Source organism: Streptomyces sp. NPDC058534, from assembly GCF_042717365.1.
Lineage (GTDB): Bacteria > Actinomycetota > Actinomycetes > Streptomycetales > Streptomycetaceae > Streptomyces.
On record NZ_JBHXNW010000017.1, the window covers coordinates 74,358 to 92,062 of the forward strand.

14 protein-coding genes are annotated in these 17,705 nt (G+C 73.7%); 3 read left to right on the forward strand and 11 right to left on the reverse strand.

The genetic code is table 11. The features are described 5' to 3' along the window. Positions 1-51: 51 nt before the first annotated feature. Entirely contained in the window at positions 52-1,014 is a 963-nt protein-coding gene (locus tag ACFWR9_RS13440) for an LLM class F420-dependent oxidoreductase (RefSeq protein WP_383840254.1), read from the forward strand. Positions 1,015-1,079: 65 nt separating this feature from the next. Here ACFWR9_RS13440 and ACFWR9_RS13445 read toward each other — a convergent pair whose 3' ends face one another. After that, positions 1,080-1,577, reverse strand: a complete 498-nt coding sequence (locus ACFWR9_RS13445; RefSeq protein WP_383840257.1) for a phage holin family protein — start codon at positions 1,575-1,577, stop codon at positions 1,080-1,082. A gap of 80 nt (positions 1,578-1,657) precedes the next feature. On the opposite strand from ACFWR9_RS13445, the gene ACFWR9_RS13450 reads away from it, so the two are divergent. Next, positions 1,658-2,005: a VOC family protein gene (locus ACFWR9_RS13450; RefSeq protein ID WP_383840260.1), complete on the forward strand. Its 348-nt coding sequence runs from the start codon at positions 1,658-1,660 to the stop codon at positions 2,003-2,005. Positions 2,006-2,022: 17 nt separating this feature from the next. Here ACFWR9_RS13450 and ACFWR9_RS13455 read toward each other — a convergent pair whose 3' ends face one another. From ACFWR9_RS13455 to ACFWR9_RS13500, 10 genes are all read right to left on the reverse strand, one after another. After that, the gene (locus ACFWR9_RS13455) at positions 2,023-3,993 is read right to left on the reverse strand and encodes a DUF5107 domain-containing protein (protein WP_383840263.1); all 1,971 of its coding nucleotides are present in this window, start codon (positions 3,991-3,993) and stop codon (positions 2,023-2,025) included. Positions 3,994-4,122: 129 nt separating this feature from the next. Further along, positions 4,123-4,695: a GNAT family N-acetyltransferase gene (locus ACFWR9_RS13460; RefSeq protein ID WP_383840266.1), complete on the reverse strand. Its 573-nt coding sequence runs from the start codon at positions 4,693-4,695 to the stop codon at positions 4,123-4,125. A 40-nt stretch (positions 4,696-4,735) separates the two neighbouring features. Continuing rightward, positions 4,736-5,659, reverse strand: a complete 924-nt coding sequence (locus tag ACFWR9_RS13465) for an LD-carboxypeptidase (RefSeq protein ID WP_383840362.1) — start codon at positions 5,657-5,659, stop codon at positions 4,736-4,738. Between the two features lie 5 nt (positions 5,660-5,664). Further along, positions 5,665-7,656, reverse strand: coding sequence for a prolyl oligopeptidase family serine peptidase (locus tag ACFWR9_RS13470; RefSeq protein ID WP_383840269.1), 1,992 nt, complete (start codon positions 7,654-7,656; stop codon positions 5,665-5,667). A 46-nt stretch (positions 7,657-7,702) separates the two neighbouring features. Continuing rightward, positions 7,703-9,022: a M20/M25/M40 family metallo-hydrolase gene (locus tag ACFWR9_RS13475; RefSeq protein WP_383840272.1), complete on the reverse strand. Its 1,320-nt coding sequence runs from the start codon at positions 9,020-9,022 to the stop codon at positions 7,703-7,705. Further along, complete coding sequence (locus ACFWR9_RS13480; RefSeq protein WP_383840275.1) at positions 9,015-9,848, reverse strand: M55 family metallopeptidase; 834 nt, start codon at positions 9,846-9,848, stop codon at positions 9,015-9,017. The genes ACFWR9_RS13475 and ACFWR9_RS13480 overlap by 8 nt, the downstream gene beginning before the upstream one ends. 99 nt (positions 9,849-9,947) lie before the next feature. After that, positions 9,948-10,673, reverse strand: a complete 726-nt coding sequence (locus tag ACFWR9_RS13485) for a class I SAM-dependent methyltransferase (RefSeq protein WP_383840278.1) — start codon at positions 10,671-10,673, stop codon at positions 9,948-9,950. 127 nt (positions 10,674-10,800) lie between these two features. Beyond that, entirely contained in the window at positions 10,801-13,299 is a 2,499-nt protein-coding gene (locus tag ACFWR9_RS13490) for a SpoIIE family protein phosphatase (protein ID WP_383840282.1), read from the reverse strand. 144 nt (positions 13,300-13,443) lie between these two features. Continuing rightward, a complete protein-coding gene (locus tag ACFWR9_RS13495; RefSeq protein ID WP_383840286.1) occupies positions 13,444-15,843 on the reverse strand; it encodes an MFS transporter in 2,400 nt (799 codons plus the stop codon). A 174-nt stretch (positions 15,844-16,017) separates the two neighbouring features. Beyond that, a complete protein-coding gene (locus ACFWR9_RS13500; protein WP_307016039.1) occupies positions 16,018-16,464 on the reverse strand; it encodes an SRPBCC family protein in 447 nt (148 codons plus the stop codon). Between the two features lie 159 nt (positions 16,465-16,623). Between ACFWR9_RS13500 and ACFWR9_RS13505 the strand changes: the two genes are divergently transcribed. Next, positions 16,624-17,670, forward strand: a complete 1,047-nt coding sequence (locus ACFWR9_RS13505; protein WP_383840289.1) for an Rv2578c family radical SAM protein — start codon at positions 16,624-16,626, stop codon at positions 17,668-17,670. The last annotated feature ends 35 nt before the right edge of the window (positions 17,671-17,705 follow it).

Genomic DNA, 17,705 nt, shown 5'->3' on the forward strand with positions numbered 1-17,705 from the left:
CCGGGTACCCGGCCCCGGTCCCACCCGCTCCCTGTCCGGAGGCACCCCCTCATGCCCGAGTACGGCTATTTCCTCTCGTGCGAGCAGTACGGCCCGGCGGAACTGATCGAGCAGGCCCGGATGGCCGAGCAGGCCGGGTTCGAGGCCCTGTGGATCTCGGACCACTACCACCCGTGGAACGGCGAACAGGGCCAGAGCCCGTTCGTGTGGTCGGTGATCGGCGCGCTGTCGGACGCCGTGTCCCTGCCGGTGGAGACGGCGGTGACCTGCCCGACCGTGCGCATCCACCCGGCGGTGGTGGCGCAGGCGGCGGCGACCAGCGCCGTGATGTCCAACGGCCGCTTCCGGCTCGGCATCGGCACCGGCGAGGCGCTCAACGAGCACATCTTCGGCGACGCCTGGCCCGCCGCGCACGTACGCCTGGAGATGCTGGAGGAGGCGGTCCAGATCATGGGCCGGCTCTTCACCGGCGAGGAGGTCAACCACCACGGCACCCACTACACGGTGGAGAACGCCCGCCTGTACACCCTCCCCGACGAGCCCGTCCCGATCGACATCTCCGGCTTCGGCCCGGCGGCGACCCAGCTGGCCTCCAGGGTGGGCGACGGCTACATCACGATGATGCCGGACGCCTCGATGGTGGAGCAGTACCGCAAGGGCGGGGGCGGCGGGAAGCTCGTCAGCGGGGGCACCAAGGTCTGCTACGACACCGACCGGGACGAGGCGGTACGGACCGTGCACCGGCTCTGGGCCAACGAGCAGCTGCCGGGCGAGCTGAGCCAGGTGCTGCCCTCGCCGAAACACTTCGAGCAGGCGCAGACCCTCGTCACCGAGGACATGGTGCGCAGCAGCCGGGTGTGCGGCGGCGACGTGGACGAGCACGTCGCGGAGCTGAAGCGGTTCGCCGACGCCGGCTTCGACCGTGTCTACGTCAACCAGATCGGCCCCGACCTGCGCGGCTTCTTCGACCTCTACCGCACGAAGGTGCTGCCGCAGCTCCAGCGGGGTGCCTGACCCGCACGCCGGTGGGCCCGCACGGACGCGTATCCGTGCGGGCCCACCGCTGTGTCCGCGGGCGGTCAGCCGCGCTCGCGCGGGGCCTCGGGGTCGGTGCCGTCCTGGCGCGGTGCCGCAGCTCCGGAACCGCCCGGCGCGGGCGGGCCCGGGACGCCGGTCGCGCCGCCCACGCCGGGTGCCACCGGCGGCATCGGCGGCACCTCGGGCGCGCCCGACGGCACGGCCGGCGCGTCACCGCCGACGCCGTGGCCGGACCCCGGCCCCGACGGGTGGGGCCGGGCCGCACCGCGCAGCAGATACGCGGCGACGCCCAGGAGGGCGGCCGTGATCAGCGCGGCGGCCCAGTCGGGCAGTCCCACGGCGAGCGCCAGGCCCACGGTGAGCGCGAGGGCCGCGCCCGCGTACAGGGCGGCGGCACCGGACGCGGCGTACAGCGTGGCCTTGCGGCGCTGCTTGCGGGTCTGTTCGCGCAGCTCGTCGCGCACGGTCTCGCGTGCCACCTGTGCCAGTTCGTCGACCAGATGCCTGTCCAGGTGTTCCAAGTGATCCATGCGGTCCATACCTTGCGGGTACCCGGGCGCGGAACTTCCATGGCCGGGGCGCGAGTCGGACCCGGCGCCCGCCAACTAGGCTCGTCGCCATGGACATTCTGGGAGCCACACTGCGCGTCTACGTCGACGACCTGGAGAAGGCGATCCCCTTCTACGAGGGTCTGGCCGGTGGCCGGGCCATGCGTTCCGAACGCGGCGGGGTCGAAGTCGCCGCGGTCGGCTGCTTCCTGCTGATGAGCGGACCCGAGTCCCAGCTCGAGGTGTTGCGCAAGGTGACGGCGACGATCGCGGTGACGGACGTCGAGGAGACCCAGCGCACCCTCACCTCGCTGGGGGGCGACGTCATCGCCGGACCGGTCCCCACGCCCGCGGGCCGCAACCTGATCGCCCGGCACCCGGACGGCGCGATCTACGAGTACGTGGACCGGCGGGCGTAGCCCCGGGCCGGACGGGCTCACCCCCCGTCCGGCCGCATCCGGAAGTCGTGCCGGGCCGGGAGCGGTTCGTCGCCGAGCCGCGCCCACAGCGCTCCGATGCTCTCGTCGCCCTCCCGCAGGTCGGCCACCTCGAAGCCCTCGTCGAAGACGGCCCGCGCGTCCTCGCGGCGTCCCTCGGCGGCCAGCAACTCCCCCTCGGCCAGCCGGAACCGGCCGCGGACCCGGGTCGCGGGGTCCAGCCGCTCCCACACGGCACGGGCGTCGGCCGTGCGTCCGACCGCGAGCAGCGCCCCGATGGCCTCCCGGCCGAGAGCCGCGGCGACGGCCGTCCACCGTTCGTCCCGGTCCGGAGCGCCCGCGGGGTCCGGCCGGCGCGCGCACAGGTCGTCGAAGGCCTCCGCGTACTGGTCGGCGGCCCGCTCCGGGTGCCCGTCCGCCTGGTCCGCGGCGGCGAGGCAGCGCAGCAACGGCCAGCGGTCGGCGGCGTCCTTGAGGCCGCGCTCCCAGCTGCGCACCGCCTGGGCCCGGTCGTCGCCGTGCCACTGGGCGACCCCGAGGTGGTACTCGGCGAGCGGGGTGGCGGCGGTGGTCTCCAGCATGTCCCGCCAGGGCCGGGCGACCAGGGTGGAGCCGGGCGGCTCGTGGCGTCCGGTCTCGGGGAGGGTCCCGGCGCGCAGCAGGTGCAGCCAGGGTTCCTGCTCCTCGCCGAGCGTGTCCTCACCGAACGGGGTGCCGGGCAGCTTCCAACCCGCACGCAGCGCTTCGAGAGCGCCCCAGCCCGAGCCGGTCGCCAGGCGCTCGCCGGGCTCGGTGTCGGCGTACGCCCGCCATGCCTCGTAGGCGGCGTCCACGTCGGCCCGCGGCAGGGCGGTCTCCAGCCGCTCCTCCGCCCCGCGCAGCACGGTGTGCCAGTCGCCGTCGGGCGGGGCTTCGAGCGGTCCGTACGCCTCCAGCCAGGACACCTCGCTCTCCGCGTCCAGCCTGACGTGCTCCAGCTGGGTGCGGGCGAGGCCGGCCTGGATCTCGCAGTAGCCGCCGGTGCCGGGCTCGGTGAGCCACTCCTGCCAGCGGCGCCCGCCGGGTCCGGTGCCCCACACGAACAGCTTCCGGCCCCGCAGCACGTCGGTCGAGGTCTGCGCCAGCCCGTGGCCGTGCTCGTCGAGCGCGGCGATCCAGCGGCGCCGGCCGTCCGGCACGTCGTAGAAGTAGTCGGCGGCGTAGGTGCTGCTCAGCGGGTACGTCCGGTCGGTGCCGTCGTACTCCGGGACGGGCACGCGGCTCAGCCGTCGCTCGTAGCCGAAGTGGTACGCCTCGTCGGCGGGGGCGAGGACCCGGCGGTCCTCGGGCACGGCGATGTTGGACCACCAGTAGGTCGGCACCGGGCGTTCGTGCGGGTTGCGGACGCGGACGCCGACGTACAGGAAGTCGGAGCCGTCCGGAAGCCACAGGTCGACCTGGAAGGGCAGGTCGCGCAGCCGCTCCCACTCCCACAGGCGCAGCATCTCGCCGCCGTCCGGGGCGGGCACGCGGGCGGCGTGCACCGGTGAGCAGGAGAGTGTGGTGTGTCCGGTGGCGCCGATGTTCCACTCGATGCCGCCGGAGAACCAGGCGCCGTTGAGGGCGAAGTTGGCGGGCTGGAGGACGGGGTTGACGTAGAGGAGTTCGCGGTCGGTCGGCTTGTGGTGCAGGGAGGCGATCCGGCCGCCGAGCGCGGGCAGGACGGTGGCTCGCAGCCGGTCGTTCTCGATGACCAGCGCGTCCAGTTCCCGCGCCTCGCGTGCGCGGCCGTAGCCGTCCCGGACCATGACGGGCAGCAGGCTGCGCAGCGGCTCGTAGTCGACCTGGCGGGCCATGTCGCGCGGCAGGCCCGCCCGGTCGCGGTCGTCGATGCGGTGGGCCTCGTCCAGGGGGCGCAGCGGTGGCAGCGGGTTGTCCGGGCCCTGCGGCGCGGCGGGCAGGGTCAGTACCTCACGTCGGATCGTCGTCACGGTTCCCCATGGAAGCCGCTCACCGGCGCGGTGAACAGGGGCGGAGCCGGTCACCGTGACGCGACGTGACTCACGTTTAACTGCGTGGGGCGCGGTGCGGGCAGGGGTTCGAGGCCGGGCGGTCGGCGATCAACCGGAGGCCACGGTCTCGGCGGTGATCGCCCAGCGCTGGTGGTCGCGCCACGCCCCGTCGACGTGCAGCATCCGCGGCGAGAAACCCTCCAGGTGGAAGCCGCAGGAGCGGGCCAGCGCGATCGAGGCGGCGTTGCCCGGCTGCACGTTGATCTCCAGCCGGTGCAGCCGCATCGGCCCGAACGCGTACCGCACCACGAGGCCCAGCCCCTCGCGCATCAGCCCCCGGCCGGCCGCGTGCGCGAAGGCGCCGTACCCGACGGCGCCGCTCAGGAAGCCGCCCTCGACGATGTTGTTGATGTTGACGAACCCGGCGATGGCTCCGCCGTCGCCGGAACCGCCCGCCCGGTCCTTCTCGCAGATCAGGAACCCGGCCTTGGTGCGGTCCTCGATCAGCCGGGCCGCGTAGGCGTCGTACGCCTGAGGACTGTCCGGCGGGAAGAGCCACGGGTGGTGCAGGTCCTTGCTCTCCCGGGCCCGGGCGGTGAACTCGGCGGCGTCCGCGTAGGTGTAGTGCCGTATGCCCACGCGAGGGCCCTCGGCGAGGTGACGGGACGGGGTGTGCGGCATGGGGCCAGCCTAAGGCGCCCCGGAGGCACGCGGAGCGCGGTCAGCGCAGTGCGGGCCGCTCCAGGGTCAGGGTGCCCGCGTCCGCGTCGAGTTCCGCCGTTAGGCCGAACGGGACGGTCAGCGCCCCCTCGCAGTGCCCGAACCCGAAGTCCTCGACGACCGGGACGCCGAGGCTCCCGAGCCGGTCGGCCAGCAGGGGCCGCAGCCGCTCGTACGGCTCGCACTCCTGCCAGGAGCCCAGCAGCACCCCGCCGACCCCGTCGAGCCAGCCCGCGCGGAGCAGCTGGGTGAGGTAGCGGTCGAGGCGGTACGTCTCCTCCCCCACGTCCTCCAGGCACAGCAGCCCGCCGCGCGCGGAGGGCCGGGCGTGCGGGCTGCCCAGTTCGGAGGCGAGCAGGGCGAGGCAGCCGCCGAGGGTGACGCCCCGCGCCCGGCCGGGGACCATCGGGGCGCCGCCGGACGCGATCACCCGGACGGCGTCGGGGGCGAACAGGCTGGCCCGCAGGTGCTCCTGCGCCCGCGTGTTCTTGATGAAGTCGACCCCCGCGGCCATCGGACCGTGCAGGGTGACCAGCCCGAGGCGGGTCGCGAACGCCTCGTGCAGGGCGGTGATGTCGCTGAAGCCGACGAAGACCTTCGGCCCGGCCGCGCGCATCGCCTCCCAGTCGAGCAGGTCGGCCATGCGCTGGACGCCGTACCCGCCGCGGGCGCACAGCACGGCGGCCACGGACGGGTCGCACCAGGCGGCCTGGAGGTCGGCGGCCCGGTCGGTGTCGGTGCCCGCGAGATAGGCGAAGGTGCCGTGCCGGTCCAGGACGTGCGGTGCCACGACCGGGTCGAGGTCCCAGCCGCGCAGGACGTCCAGGCCCGCCTGGAGCCGCTCCTCGGGCACGGGCCCGCTGGGCGCGACGACGGCCACCCGGGCGCCGGGGGCGAGCCGGGCCGGCCGGGTCAGTTCCGTCACGCCGCTCACCGGGTCAGCTCCAGGGTGGGGATGCCCTGCGGGTCAAGGCCGAAGACCTGTGCGTAGAGGGAGAGTTCGGCCTCCAGGGCGCGCACCATGGTCTCCGCCCGGCGGAAGCCGTGCCCCTCGCCCTCGAAGGTGAGGTAGGCGTGCGGCACCCCGCGGCCGGCCATGCGGGCGAGGAACCGCTCGCACTGCACGGGCGGGCAGATCACGTCGTCCAGGCCCTGGAGCAGCAGGAACGGCGCGGTGACGCGGTCGGCGTGCTCGGCGGGCGACCGCTCGGCGTACCGGCCGGGCACATCGGCGTACGGGCCGATCAGGCTCTCCAGGTACTGGGACTCGAAGTCGTGGGTCTCCCCCGTGCCCCAGCCGGTCAGGTCGAGGATCGGGTAGATGACCGTGCCGCAGGCGTAGACGTCGGTGGTGGCCAGGGAGGCCGCGGAGGTCCAGCCGCCCGCGCTGCCGCCGCGCACCGCGAGCCGCCGCCGGTCGGCGGTGCCCTCCTCGGCGAGGGCGAGGGCGACGGCCGCGCAGTCCTCGACGTCGACCACGCCCCACTGCTCGCGCAGCCGGTTGCGGTACTCGCGTCCGTGCCCGCTGGAGCCGCCGTAGTTGACCTCGGCGACGCCGATGCCGCGGGAGGTGAAGTAGGCGATCTCCAGGTCGAGGACGAGCGGGGAGCGGGTGGTGGGACCGCCGTGCGCCCAGATGACGTACGGCGGTAGGGCGCCGTCCGGCGCGCGGCAGCCGGGGTGGTGCGGCGGGTAGAGGTGCGCGTGGATGTCGCGGCCGTCCGGGCCCGTGAAGGTGCGGATCTCCGGCCGCGGGTAGTACGCCGGGTCCACGACGTCCTCGTGCGGGGCGCCGATCACGCGGGCGCGGGCGCTGGGGGTCCCCCCGCGCGAGCTCGTTCGAGCGTGGGGGAGGGCGTCCAGCTCGACGACCTCGTAGCCGCTGTGCGCACCGGCGCCGACCCCCGCGATGCGCTCACCGTGCGCGGCCAGGGTGGGCGCGAACTCGGTCCAGGGGCCGGCCGCGTCGACGACCTCGCCGGTCTCCGGGTCGAGTATCCCGAGGACGGGGGCGCCCCGGCCGTGCAGGACGGCGATCAGTCCGCTGTCCAGGGGCGCGAACCAACGCTGCCCGAGCTTCCACAGCGGCCCGCCGAACTCCTCGTCGCGGGCGCACAGCGGCCGTCCGTCGCGGTAGAGGTTCCACCAGCCGGTGCGGTCGGAGGCGTACAGCAGGGCGCCGTCCGGGGCCCAGTCCACCTGGGCGATCGACTCCTCGGGGCCGCCGGCGGCGGTCCTGGCGTCCCGGAAGGTGCCGTCGGGGCCGATGTCGGCGACGATCAGCTCGGTGCCGTCCCACGGCATGCGCGGGTGGTCCCAGGCGAGCCAGGCCGCGCGCCGCCCGTCGGGGGAGACGCGGGGTCCGGTGACGAAGCGGTGGCGTTCGCCGGTGAGTTCGCGGAGCTTGTCCCGGTCGTCGGCGGCCGAGCCGTCCAGCGGCACGGCGACCGGGAGCCGGCGCACGTCGGTGGGCCCGTCGCCGGTGAACTCCTCCAGGACGCACCACACCTCGGCGCGCTCGGGGCGCGGCTGCGGCTCGACCCAGCGCAGCCCGCCGCCGACCGGGGAGACGGGCGTCAGCGGACGCGGTTCGGCACCGCCCGGCCGGTAGGCGTACAGCCGTTGGTCGGCGAAGTTCACGAAGACCACCAGCGGCCCGGCGTCGGTGGTGACCGCGGCCCACGGCCGGCCGCCGTACTCGATGACGCGGCTGCGCACGTTCCACGGCGAGGGCAGCACCGGCTCCTCGGTGCCGTCGGGGTGGCGCCGCACCAGCGCGCGCCGCCCGCCCTCGGTGGGCCGGGGCGCGGTCCACCACACCTCGTCGCCGACGAAGCCCACGTCGTCGGGACGCCCGTCGTGCGCGGCGGCGAGCACCGCGTCGATGGGCGAGGGCCACGCCCCGTACGCAAGAGTCCGCACTGACTCCCCCACTTCCTTCTCCTCCAGCCGCTCGGTCGGAACGGCGCTAGGCCGTGCGCAGGAACCGGTCCAGGACCCGGACGCCGAAGTGCAGCGCCTCGACGGGGACGCGTTCGTCCACGCCGTGGAAGAGGGCCTGGTAGTCGAAGCCCTCGGGCAGCTTCAGCGGCGCGAAGCCGTAGCCGGTGATGCCGAGCCGCGAGAACTGCTTGGCGTCCGTGCCGCCGGACATGCAGTACGGCACCACATGCCCCTCCGGCGCGAACTCCTCGACGGCGGCGCGCATCCGGGCGTACGTCGGCGAGTCCACCGGCGCCTGGAGGGCGACCTCGCGGTGGGCGAACTCCCAGTCCACGTCGGGCCCGGTGAGCCGGTCGAGGGTGTCGCGGAACTCGTCCTCGCCGCCGGGCAGGAACCGCCCGTCGACGTGGGCGACGGCCTCGCCCGGGATGACGTTCAGCTTGTACCCGGCGTCCAGCATGGTCGGGTTGCTGCTGTTGCGGACGGTGGCCTCGACGAGCCCCGCGGCGGGCCCGAGCTTGTCCAGCAGCGCGTCGACGTCGCTCAGGTCGCTCTCGATGCCGTAGACGGCCGCGATCTCGGTCAGGGCGGCGCTCACGGTCGGGGTCAGGCGCAGCGGCCACTCGTGGTCGCCGATGCGGGCGACGGCGGCGGCGAGCCGGGTGACCGCGTTCTCCCTGTTCACCTTCGAGCCGTGCCCGGCCCGTCCGCGCGCGGTGAGCTTGAGCCAGCCGGTACCGCGCTCACCTGCGGCGATGGGGTAGAACTGCCGCCCGGCGCCGTCGTGGAAGGTGAACGCCCCGGACTCGCTGACGCCCTCGGTGCAGCCCTCGAACAGCGGGGCGTGCCGGTCGGCGAGGAAGCCGGAGCCGTCCTCGGCGCTGGCCTCCTCGTCCGCGGTGAAGGCGAGCACGATGTCGCGCCGCGGCCGCACCCCCGCGCGGGCCCAGTCACGCACGACGGCGAGGATCATCGCGTCCATGTTCTTCATGTCGACCGCGCCGCGCCCCCAGACGACGCCGTCGCGGATCTCCCCGGAGAAGGGGTGCACGCTCCAGTCGGCGGCCTCGGCGGGCACCACGTCCAGGTGACCGTGCACGAGCAACGCGTCGGCCGACGGGTCGGTGCCCTCGATGCGGGCCACGACGTTGGTGCGGCCCTTGGCCCGCTCAAGCAGCGTGGGCTCGATCCCGGCCTCGGCGAGCCGCGCGGCGGCGTACTCGGCGGCCGGCCGCTCCTGGCAGTCGCCGCCCCCTCGGTTGGTGGTGTCGATCCCGATCAGCTCGGAGGTGAACCGGACGACCTCGTCCAGTGCCCGCGCGTCGGTCCCCGTCTGCTCAGCCATACTGCTCCTCCACCGCCGCCGAGACGATCGTGGTGACCGCCTTGAACGTCCGGATCGCCTCGAACATGGTGTCGTGGGTGTACGCCACCTTCCGCTCCCCCACCCGCGCCACACCGGGCACCACGGTCGCGGCCGCCGCCAGGTGCTCGGCGTCGAACTCCAGGGCCACGGTGAACGGCCCGCCGCTCACCGGCTCGTACCGCACCGCGAGCGCCGCCGCCTCCTTGGCGGCCGCGCGGATGTCGGCGGCGGTCCTGGCGGGCGTACGGCACACCGCCGCGTACCGCGACACATGGTCCTTGACCGCGACCTTCCGCGCCTCGGGCGCGTAGCCCAGCGCGTCCTCGCAGGCCACGTCGTCCCCGGTGACCAGCACGACCGGCACCCCGTACTCGGCGACGACGTGCGCGTTGAGCAGCCCCTCACTGGCCCGTACATCGTTCAGCCAGACGCCCGTGATCTGGTTGGCGAGGTAGGTGTGCGCGAGGACGCCCTCCATGCCGGCGCCGGCGTGATACCCGATGAACGCGATGCCGTCCACGTCCCCGTGCTGGACGCCCTCGACCATGGACAGCGCCTTGTGGCGCCCGGTGAGCATCTGGGTCCGCTCGTCGAGCCGCTCCAGGAGCAGGTTGCGCATGCTCCAGTGCGCCTCGTTGACCAGCACCTCGTCGGCGCCGCCGTCGAGGAACCCGAGCACGGCCGCGTTCACGTCGGAGGTGAACATCGACCGGCACCGCTCCCACTGCGGCGTCCCCGGCAGCACGTCGGCCGGCCAGGTGACGCCGGTGGCGCCTTCCATGTCGGCGCTGATGAGGATCTTCATGGGACGTCACGTTACGCGGTCGCGGCGAACCCCAGCCAGACCTGTGGACAACTCTCACCGGTCCAGACCAATAACACGTCAGCCCTGGTCAGAGGCGCCTCACACCCCACGCCCCGCCACCACCCACCTCGACGGCAGCTCGATCCGGGTGCCGTCCGGCGTGTACTCCGTGGTGACCAGCGGGAGTTCGCCGGTCGCCAGGACGGTGAGGCCGGCCGTGCGCAGGTGCTCCGGTACCGCCTCGTCGGGGACCGCGCCGGGGGTGAGCCCGTGGCGGAGGACGGGGGCGAGTTTGGCGGGCGGGCCGTCGGGGCCCTGGGCCAGGTCCGCCAGGACGGTGCGGGCCGCCTGGGCGGGCTCCACCAGGAAGGCGCGGCCGCGGGCGCCGAGGAGGGCGGCCAGCGCGTCGGCGAGGGGCTGCCGGTCGTCGGGCTCGCACTGGTGCAGGACACCGCGCACGTAGAGGTTGGCGTCGCCCAGCTCTGCGTGCAGCGTCTCCGCCTCGGCCTTGTCGGCGGCGTCCAGCTGCCGGTACGCCGCCCAGCCCGCGGGGTCGGCGCGGCGGGCGTGGTCGAGGGCGGCGGCGGAGAGGTCGGCGCCGACGACGTGCGGGAAGCGTTCGGCGAAGTAGCGGGTCTGGGTGCCGTTGCCGCAGCCGAGGTCGACCAGCGGCAGGGCGGGGTCGGTCAGGTGGGGCTCGAAGTGGGCGAGGTGGCGGCCGGCCGTCAGCATCGGCTCCGCGTCCCAGAACACCGCCCCCTGGCCCCCGGGCGCCTCGCTCCAGAAGCTCTCCCAGGCCGCCCGGTACCGACTCGTCACGCTCATGCCCGTCTCCCCAGGTGCGCCGACGTACGGCCCGTCGAGGCGACGGGTGCGTACGGTGTATCGCGCCCCGCGCACGGCCACAAGCGTCCGGCGCATTCCTTCACCGGACGTGCGAACCGTGCGTCAATCATCGTCGGGGCAGGGTCAGTTCGAACCAGACGGTCTTGCCGTTCTTCGTACGGCTCGCGCCCCACTCGCGGGCGAGGGTGCTGACGACGCGCAGGCCCCGCCCGGTCTCGTCGTGGGGCCCGGCGGTCTTCAGCGCCGGCAGTTCGTGGTCGTCGTCGTCCACCTCGCACAGCAGCGTGTCCGCCCGCACCAGGCGCAGTTCGACGGGGCGGGCGTGGGAGTGCCGTACGGCGTTGGTGACGAGTTCGCTGACCATCAGCTCGGCGGCGTCGGCCTGCTTCGGCAGGCCCCAGTCGTGGAGTTGCTCGCGCACCACCGCGCGGGCCCGCCCGACCTCCGAGGGGTCGCGGGCGAGGCGCCACTCGGCGACGGCGTCGGGCTCGACGCCGCCCAGCCGCGTCATCAGCAGGGCGACGTCGTCCTTGCGGCCGCCGCGGGTGCCCAGCGCGCGGATGATGGTGTCGCAGGCGTCGTCCATGGACGCGGCGGGGTGGGCGGCGGACTCGCACAGGGCGGCGAGGCCGACGCCGATGTCCTCGCCCCGCATCTCCACCAGCCCGTCCGTGCACATCACCAGCCGGTCGCCGGGCGCCACCGGCACCCGTACCGACTCGAAGGGCACCCCTCCGACGCCGATCGGCGCCCCGGTGGGCAGGTCGATCAGCTCGCTGACGCCGTCCTCGGCGCGGACCAGGACCGGCGGGATGTGACCGGCGTTGGCGAGGTGGAGTTCCCCGGCGATGGGGTCGTAGACGGCGTACAGGCAGGTGGCGAGGTGGGTGTCGCCGAGCCGCTGGGCGAGGTCGTCGAGGTTGCGCAGCAGTTGGGCGGGCGGCAGGTCGAGGCCGGCCATGGTCTGCACGGCGGTGCGCAACTGGCCCATCATCGCGGCCGAGTTGAGGCCGTGGCCCATCACGTCGCCGACGACGAGGGCGGTGCGGGCGCCCGGCAGCTTCACCGAGTCGAACCAGTCGCCGCCGACGCGGCCCAGGAGGGTGCCGGGCAGGTAGCGGGTGGCGATGTCGCAGCCGCCCATGCGCTCGGGGATGTGCGGCAGCATGCTGTCCTGGAGCGTCTCGGCGACGTTCTCCTGGTACGTGTACATGCGCGCGTTGTCGAGCACGAGCCCCGCGCGGGCGGCGAGTTCGGCGCCGGTGACCCGGTCCATGTCGTTGAAGACGGGCCGCTCCGGGTGCCGCAGCAGGATCATGAAGCCGAGGACGACATGGCGTGCCTTCAGGGGCACCAGCAGCATCGAGCGGCCGGTGATGAGCGGCCGGATGTCCCTCTTCTCGAACTGCGAGGCGATGGCGTGGCCCATCTCCTCGGTGATGCGCGGCACCAGGACCGGTTCGCCGCTGGTCATGCACTGGAAGAAGGGGGTGTGCGCCGGGAACGGCATGGCCTCGCCGACCGGTACGACGTCGTCCCAGCGGCCGGGTTCGTCGGTGTGCTCCAGAGCGACCCGGTGCCACATCGTCGTCGTGTCCGGCACGCCGTCGGGGAAGCCCTCGCCGGCGACGACCTGTTCGCGCAGATAGGTGCCGGCGACGTCGGTGAAGCGCGGGACGACCGCCCTGCTGACCTCGACGATGGTCCGCGAGAGGTCGAGCGAGGTGCCGATCGCACCACTGACCTCGTTGAGGAACTCCAGGCGTTCGCGGACGGCGGCGTACTCCAGGTCCTCCGCCTCGTCGCGCAGGTCGTCCGGCACCGGTTCGCCGGCGGCCAGTGCGTGGGCGGCCCGCTCTCGGCGCGCCCTGCGTTCGGCCCGCCGGGGCACGCCCCAGTCGGGGGTGACCGGCACCCGGTCGTTCTGGCTGAATTCCAGGACGGGGTAGCCCAGTTCGAGAACCTGGGCGACCATGCGGGCGCTTTCGCCGACGCTCATGCTGGGCAGGATCTCGGGGAGGCGGCGGGCGAGTTCGTCGGCGCCGGGGAAGTCGGTGTGCAGCGCGAAACCGGGCGCGATCCGCTCCACCGTGGGCGCCTGGGCGCCGCCGTCGGCGTAGTCCCGCCGCAGCCCGTCCGCGTCGGCGGCCAGCACCAACAGTCGCTCCGGGCCCGGGCCCACCAGGGGGTACGCCCACCAGAGGACGTCGACGCGCCGGGCAGCCGGCACGGTCAGCCGGGCGCGGCCCGCCGCCGGGTAGGACAACCGCCCGTCGAGGGAGGACTCAAGGCCGGGCCCCAGGCCGTCGGAGTCGGCGTACGCATCGTATGCCGTCTCGTCCGCACCGTATGCCGTGTCGTCCTCGGCGCCGGCCCCGGGCAGCACTCCGGAGACGGGCAGCAGGTCGGGCGCGGGCCGGCCGATCGCCTCTTCCCTGGGCAGGCGGAACAGCCGTCGTGCACCGCGGCTCCAGTGGGAGACCAGTCCGTCGCGGTCCACCACGACGACGGCCAGCGGGACACGGCCGGTCACAGGGTCGGGCGGCACGGCGCCGCGTCCGGCCGGGCGGCCGTGAGATGTGTCCCGTTCGGTGCCATGGTCCATGGCGTCAGGCCCTCCCTGCCCACGGCTCCGCAAGATCTGAGTAGCCGTCACCACCGTACGGCGGTGCCCGGTGACCATGTGCGGCAACGGGGAAATTGGTGGCGCGCAAACGCACCGGCGCGCGCCCGCGCGCCGGTGACCGTCTCAGTCCTCGTGTCCGAGCTGCAGGTCGCGCTCCGTGCGGCCGCCGCCGGCCACTTGGAGCACGGTGGCGACGGGCGGGTATCCGGCGGCGATGACGGTGTACTCGCCGGACGACAGGTCGACGAACCGGAAGGTGCCGTCCGGGCCGGTGGTCAGGGTGTCGACGACGTTGCCCGCCGCGTCGAGCAGTGTCACGCGCGCGTCCTCCACCACCCGTCCGCCGCCGGCCCGCACGGTGCCGCGCAGCACGGCGCCGCCGGCCAGCTCGACGTCCTGGCGGGTCTCGCGGGCGGCCTGGACGCTGACGGGCAGCGCGGCCGGGCGGAAGGCGGGGGCGCTGGCGGCGAGGGTGTACTCACCGGCCACCAACTCGGTGATGACGTAGCCGCCCTCGCGTCCGCTGCGGGTGGTGGCGACGACCTCGCCGTGGACGTTGGTGAGGGTGACGGTCGCGTCGCGCACGGGGCTGCCGTCGGCGGTGAACACGCCGCCGGCCAGGCGCCCGGCGCCGCCGAGGACCACGTCCAGTTCGACCGGGCGTTCGCCGACGGTCACGGAGACCGCCTGCGGCTGGTGGCCCCCGGCCGCGGCGATCAGGACGTACGCCCCGGAGCCGGGCGTGGCGAGGGCGTAGCGTCCGTCGTCGCCGCTGGCGCCCCGGCCGATCTGCTGTCCGCCGACGTCGATGAGGGTGAGCGCCGCGCGGGGCACGACGGTGCCGTCGGGGTGCTGCACGGTGCCGCAGACGGGGATGCCGGCGGCGTAGGGCGAGCGGGCCCGCGGGACCTGGACGGTGGGGTGCGCGGTCTCCGGGTCGGTGACGGGGGCGTGGTGGGACACCAGTGGTTTCTCCTTGAGGAAGAGGGCGATGAGCAGTCCGAGGACGAGCACCGGCACCAGGTAGAGGAAGATCCGCGGCATGGCGTCGGCGTACGCCCCGATGTAGGCGTCGCGCAGTGCCGGGGGCAGGGAGTGGACGAGCTGTGGGGTGATGGCCTCGGCGTCGGGCAGCCCGGCGCCCGCCTCGGCGGGGACCCGGTCGGCCAGGGCGTCGGTGAGCCGGTCGGCGAAGAGGGTGCCGAAGATGGCGGCGCCGACGCTGCCGCCGATCTGCCGGAAGTAGTTGTTGGCGCTGGTGGCGGTGCCGAGGTCGGCGGGGCGCACGGTGTTCTGCACGGCGAGGACGAGGACGGGCATCACCAGGCCGATGCCGGCGCCGAGGACGGCCATCCAGACGCTGTAGTGCAGCCGGGGGGTGTCGGCGTCGAGGCGGGAGAGCAGCCACATGCCGACGACGGACAGGGCGCTGCCGAGGATCGGGTGGGAGCGGTAGTGACCGGTGCGGCTGATGAGCTGTCCGGAGACGATCGAGGCGACGACGATGCCGCCCATCATGGGCAGCATCAGCAGGCCGGACTCGGTGGCGCTGGCGCCGTCGACCATCTGCAGGAAGGTCGGCAGGTAGCTGGCGGCGCCGAACAGGGCGACGCCGATGACGAGGCCGACCAGCGCGGTGATGTTGAAGACGGAGTCCCGGAACAGCCGCAGCGGGATGAGCGGTTCGGGCGCGAAGCGCTCGGCGACCAGGAAGAGGAGGGTGGACCCGGCCGCTCCGGCGGCGAGGCCGAGGATGACCTCCGACCCCCACGCGTACTCGGTGCCGCCCCAGCTGGTGAGCAGGACCAGGCAGGTGGAGGCGGCGGCGAGCAGCAGGGCGCCGAGGATGTCGAGGCGCGGCCTGACCCGCGGTTTCGGCAGCTTCAGGACGACGGCGACGACGGCCATGGTGACGAGGCCGAAGGGCACGTTGATGTAGAAGCACCAGCGCCAGGAGAGGTGGTCGGTGAAGTAGCCGCCGAGCAGCGGGCCGGCGACCGAGGCGAGTCCGAAGGCGGCGCCGATCAGGCCCATGAAGCGGCCGCGCTCGCGGGGCGGGACGATGTCCGCGATGATCGCCTGCACGCCGATCATCAGGCCGCCCGCGCCGACGCCCTGGACCGCGCGGAAGGCGATCAGCTGGTCCATGGTCTGCGCGCGGCCGGCGAGTGCGGAGCCGATGACGAAGACCAGGATGGCGAACTGGAAGACGCCCTTGCGTCCGAAGAGGTCGCCGAGTTTGCCGTAGATCGGCAGGCCGACGGTGGAGGTGAGCAGGTAGGCGGTGATCGCCCAGGACATCTTGTCCAGGCCGTGCAGTTCGCCGACGATCTTCGGCAGCGCCGTGGCGACGATCATCTGCTCCAGCGCGGCGAGCAGCAGCGCCAGCATCAGTCCGACGAAGACCAGACGCACCCGGCGCGGGCTCAGTGCCGCGTCCGGCTCCGGGTCGGGAGTGGGTGGCCGGGGAGGCGCCTGGGGTGCGGTGACCGGTTCGTCCTGCACCAGAGTGATCCCGCCCACGTCCCGCTCCCCTCGTCACACCTGCTCACAATTGCCACCTGAGGCGGCAACTGCGAACAAGTGCGACGAGTTACGGAAACGCGGCCGGTTCGACCGGAGATCACTCGAACCGGTGAGGTGGCCAACGGCCGCCCGTGGCTTGCCGTTTGGCCACTTCTGGACGGCCGGTCAGGACTACTGCTTCTCGACCTCGGCGGCGAGCTTGGTGAGCATCGCGTCGTAGATCCGGGCGAGCCCCTTGGGCGCGAAGGTCTTCTCGAAGAAGCCGCCGACGCCGCCGGCGCCCTGCCAGGTGGTGACGACCACGACCCGGGACTTGCCCTCGCCCGCCGGGGTGACCCGCCAGGTGGTGACCATGGAGGAGTTGCGGTCCTTCTCGACCAGCTCGCCGTCGGTCGGCTCGGTGACCTCCAGCAGGCAGTCGCGGACGCGCTTGCTGGTGGCCTGGAGCTTCCAGTGCACGAGGGTGCCCTCGCCGTCGCCGCCCTCGCGGACCTCGTACTCGCTGAAGTGCTCGGGCAGCAGCTTCTCGCGGGTACCGCTGTAGTCGGCGAGGGTGTCGAACACCGTCTCCGCGTCGGCTGCGACGATCCGCTCCGTCTCCGCCTCGACCTGCGCCATCGGGTTCCTCCAGGGCCTGGTTCTCGGGTTCCGGGCAAGCCAACCACCCCGCCGCCCGGCCACCAAATCGGGGGGCGCGAAGCAGCCCCGTGCGACTGGGCCGCACGATCAAGGGAACAAGTGTTCTATTGTGTGGCCAGTGCTACCGAGGAGGCGTCCATGCGCTGGGAGAACCTCACCGACTCCGACCACGCCCGAGCGGCCGACCCCGCGCTGTTCGGCGCGGACACGGTGACCACCCGCACCTTCGACACGCCCGAGTTCCGCGGCGTCACCTTCCACGAGGTCCGGGCCCGCTCGATCCTCAACCGCGTGCCGGGGGCCTCGCGCATGCCGTTCGAGTGGACCGTGAACCCCTATCGGGGGTGCACACACGCGTGCGTGTACTGCTTCGCGAGGAAGACGCACAGCTACCTGGACCTCGACACCGGACTCGGCTTCGACTCGCAGATCGTCGTCAAGGTGAACGCGCCCGAGCTGCTCCGCCGCCAGCTGGCCTCGCGCCGCTGGCAGGGCGAGCACGTAGCGATGGGCACGAACGTCGACTGCTATCAGCGCGCCGAGGGCCGCTACCGGCTGATGCCCGGCATCATCGAGGCGCTCACCGAGCGGGCGAACCCCTTCTCGATCCTGACCAAGGGCACTCTGATCCTGCGCGACCTGGACCTGCTGACGCGGGCGGCGCGGGTGACGGACGTGGGGATCTCGGTCTCGGTCGGGTTCACCGACGCGGAGCTGTGGCGCACCGTGGAGCCGGGCACGCCCGCGCCGGAACGCCGGCTGGAGGTCGTACGGATCCTCGGCGAGCACGGCATCGGCTGCGGCGTCCTGATGGCGCCGGTGATCCCCTTCCTCGGCGACGAACCGGCCCAACTGCGCGCGACCGTGCGGGCGATAGCCGCCGCCGGGGCCACCTCGGTGACGCCCCTGGTGCTGCATCTGCGGCCGGGCGCCCGGGAGTGGTTCATGGCCTGGCTCGGCCGGCACCACCCGCACCTGGTGCGCCGGTACGAGCGGCTGTACGCGGAGGGCGCCTACGCCCCGAAGTGGTACCAGCGCCGGATCACGCGCCAGGTGCACGATCTGGCCCGCGAGTACGGCATCGGGCCCGCGCGCGCGGGGATGCCGCGGCGGATCGCGGAGCCGGAGCCCGCACGGCCCGCTGAGGCCGCCGCCACCGAGCCGACCCAACTTTCGTTCATCTAGGAGTATTCGAGGGCATTCGAGGGCATCTTCCGGCC

Excerpts from the sequence above, each read along its gene's own strand:
- ACFWR9_RS13440 (WP_383840254.1), top strand. The coding sequence starts at position 52 with ATGCCCGAGTACGGCTATTTCCTCTCGTGCGAGCAGTACGGCCCGGCG.
- ACFWR9_RS13445 (WP_383840257.1), bottom strand. The coding sequence starts at position 1,577 with ATGGACCGCATGGATCACTTGGAACACCTGGACAGGCATCTGGTCGAC.
- ACFWR9_RS13450 (WP_383840260.1), top strand. The coding sequence starts at position 1,658 with ATGGACATTCTGGGAGCCACACTGCGCGTCTACGTCGACGACCTGGAG.
- ACFWR9_RS13460 (WP_383840266.1), bottom strand. The coding sequence starts at position 4,695 with ATGCCGCACACCCCGTCCCGTCACCTCGCCGAGGGCCCTCGCGTGGGC.
- ACFWR9_RS13475 (WP_383840272.1), bottom strand. The coding sequence starts at position 9,022 with ATGGCTGAGCAGACGGGGACCGACGCGCGGGCACTGGACGAGGTCGTC.
- ACFWR9_RS13480 (WP_383840275.1), bottom strand. The coding sequence starts at position 9,848 with ATGAAGATCCTCATCAGCGCCGACATGGAAGGCGCCACCGGCGTCACC.
- ACFWR9_RS13485 (WP_383840278.1), bottom strand. The coding sequence starts at position 10,673 with ATGAGCGTGACGAGTCGGTACCGGGCGGCCTGGGAGAGCTTCTGGAGC.
- ACFWR9_RS13490 (WP_383840282.1), bottom strand. The coding sequence starts at position 13,299 with ATGGACCATGGCACCGAACGGGACACATCTCACGGCCGCCCGGCCGGA.
- ACFWR9_RS13500 (WP_307016039.1), bottom strand. The coding sequence starts at position 16,464 with ATGGCGCAGGTCGAGGCGGAGACGGAGCGGATCGTCGCAGCCGACGCG.
- ACFWR9_RS13505 (WP_383840289.1), top strand. The coding sequence starts at position 16,624 with ATGCGCTGGGAGAACCTCACCGACTCCGACCACGCCCGAGCGGCCGAC.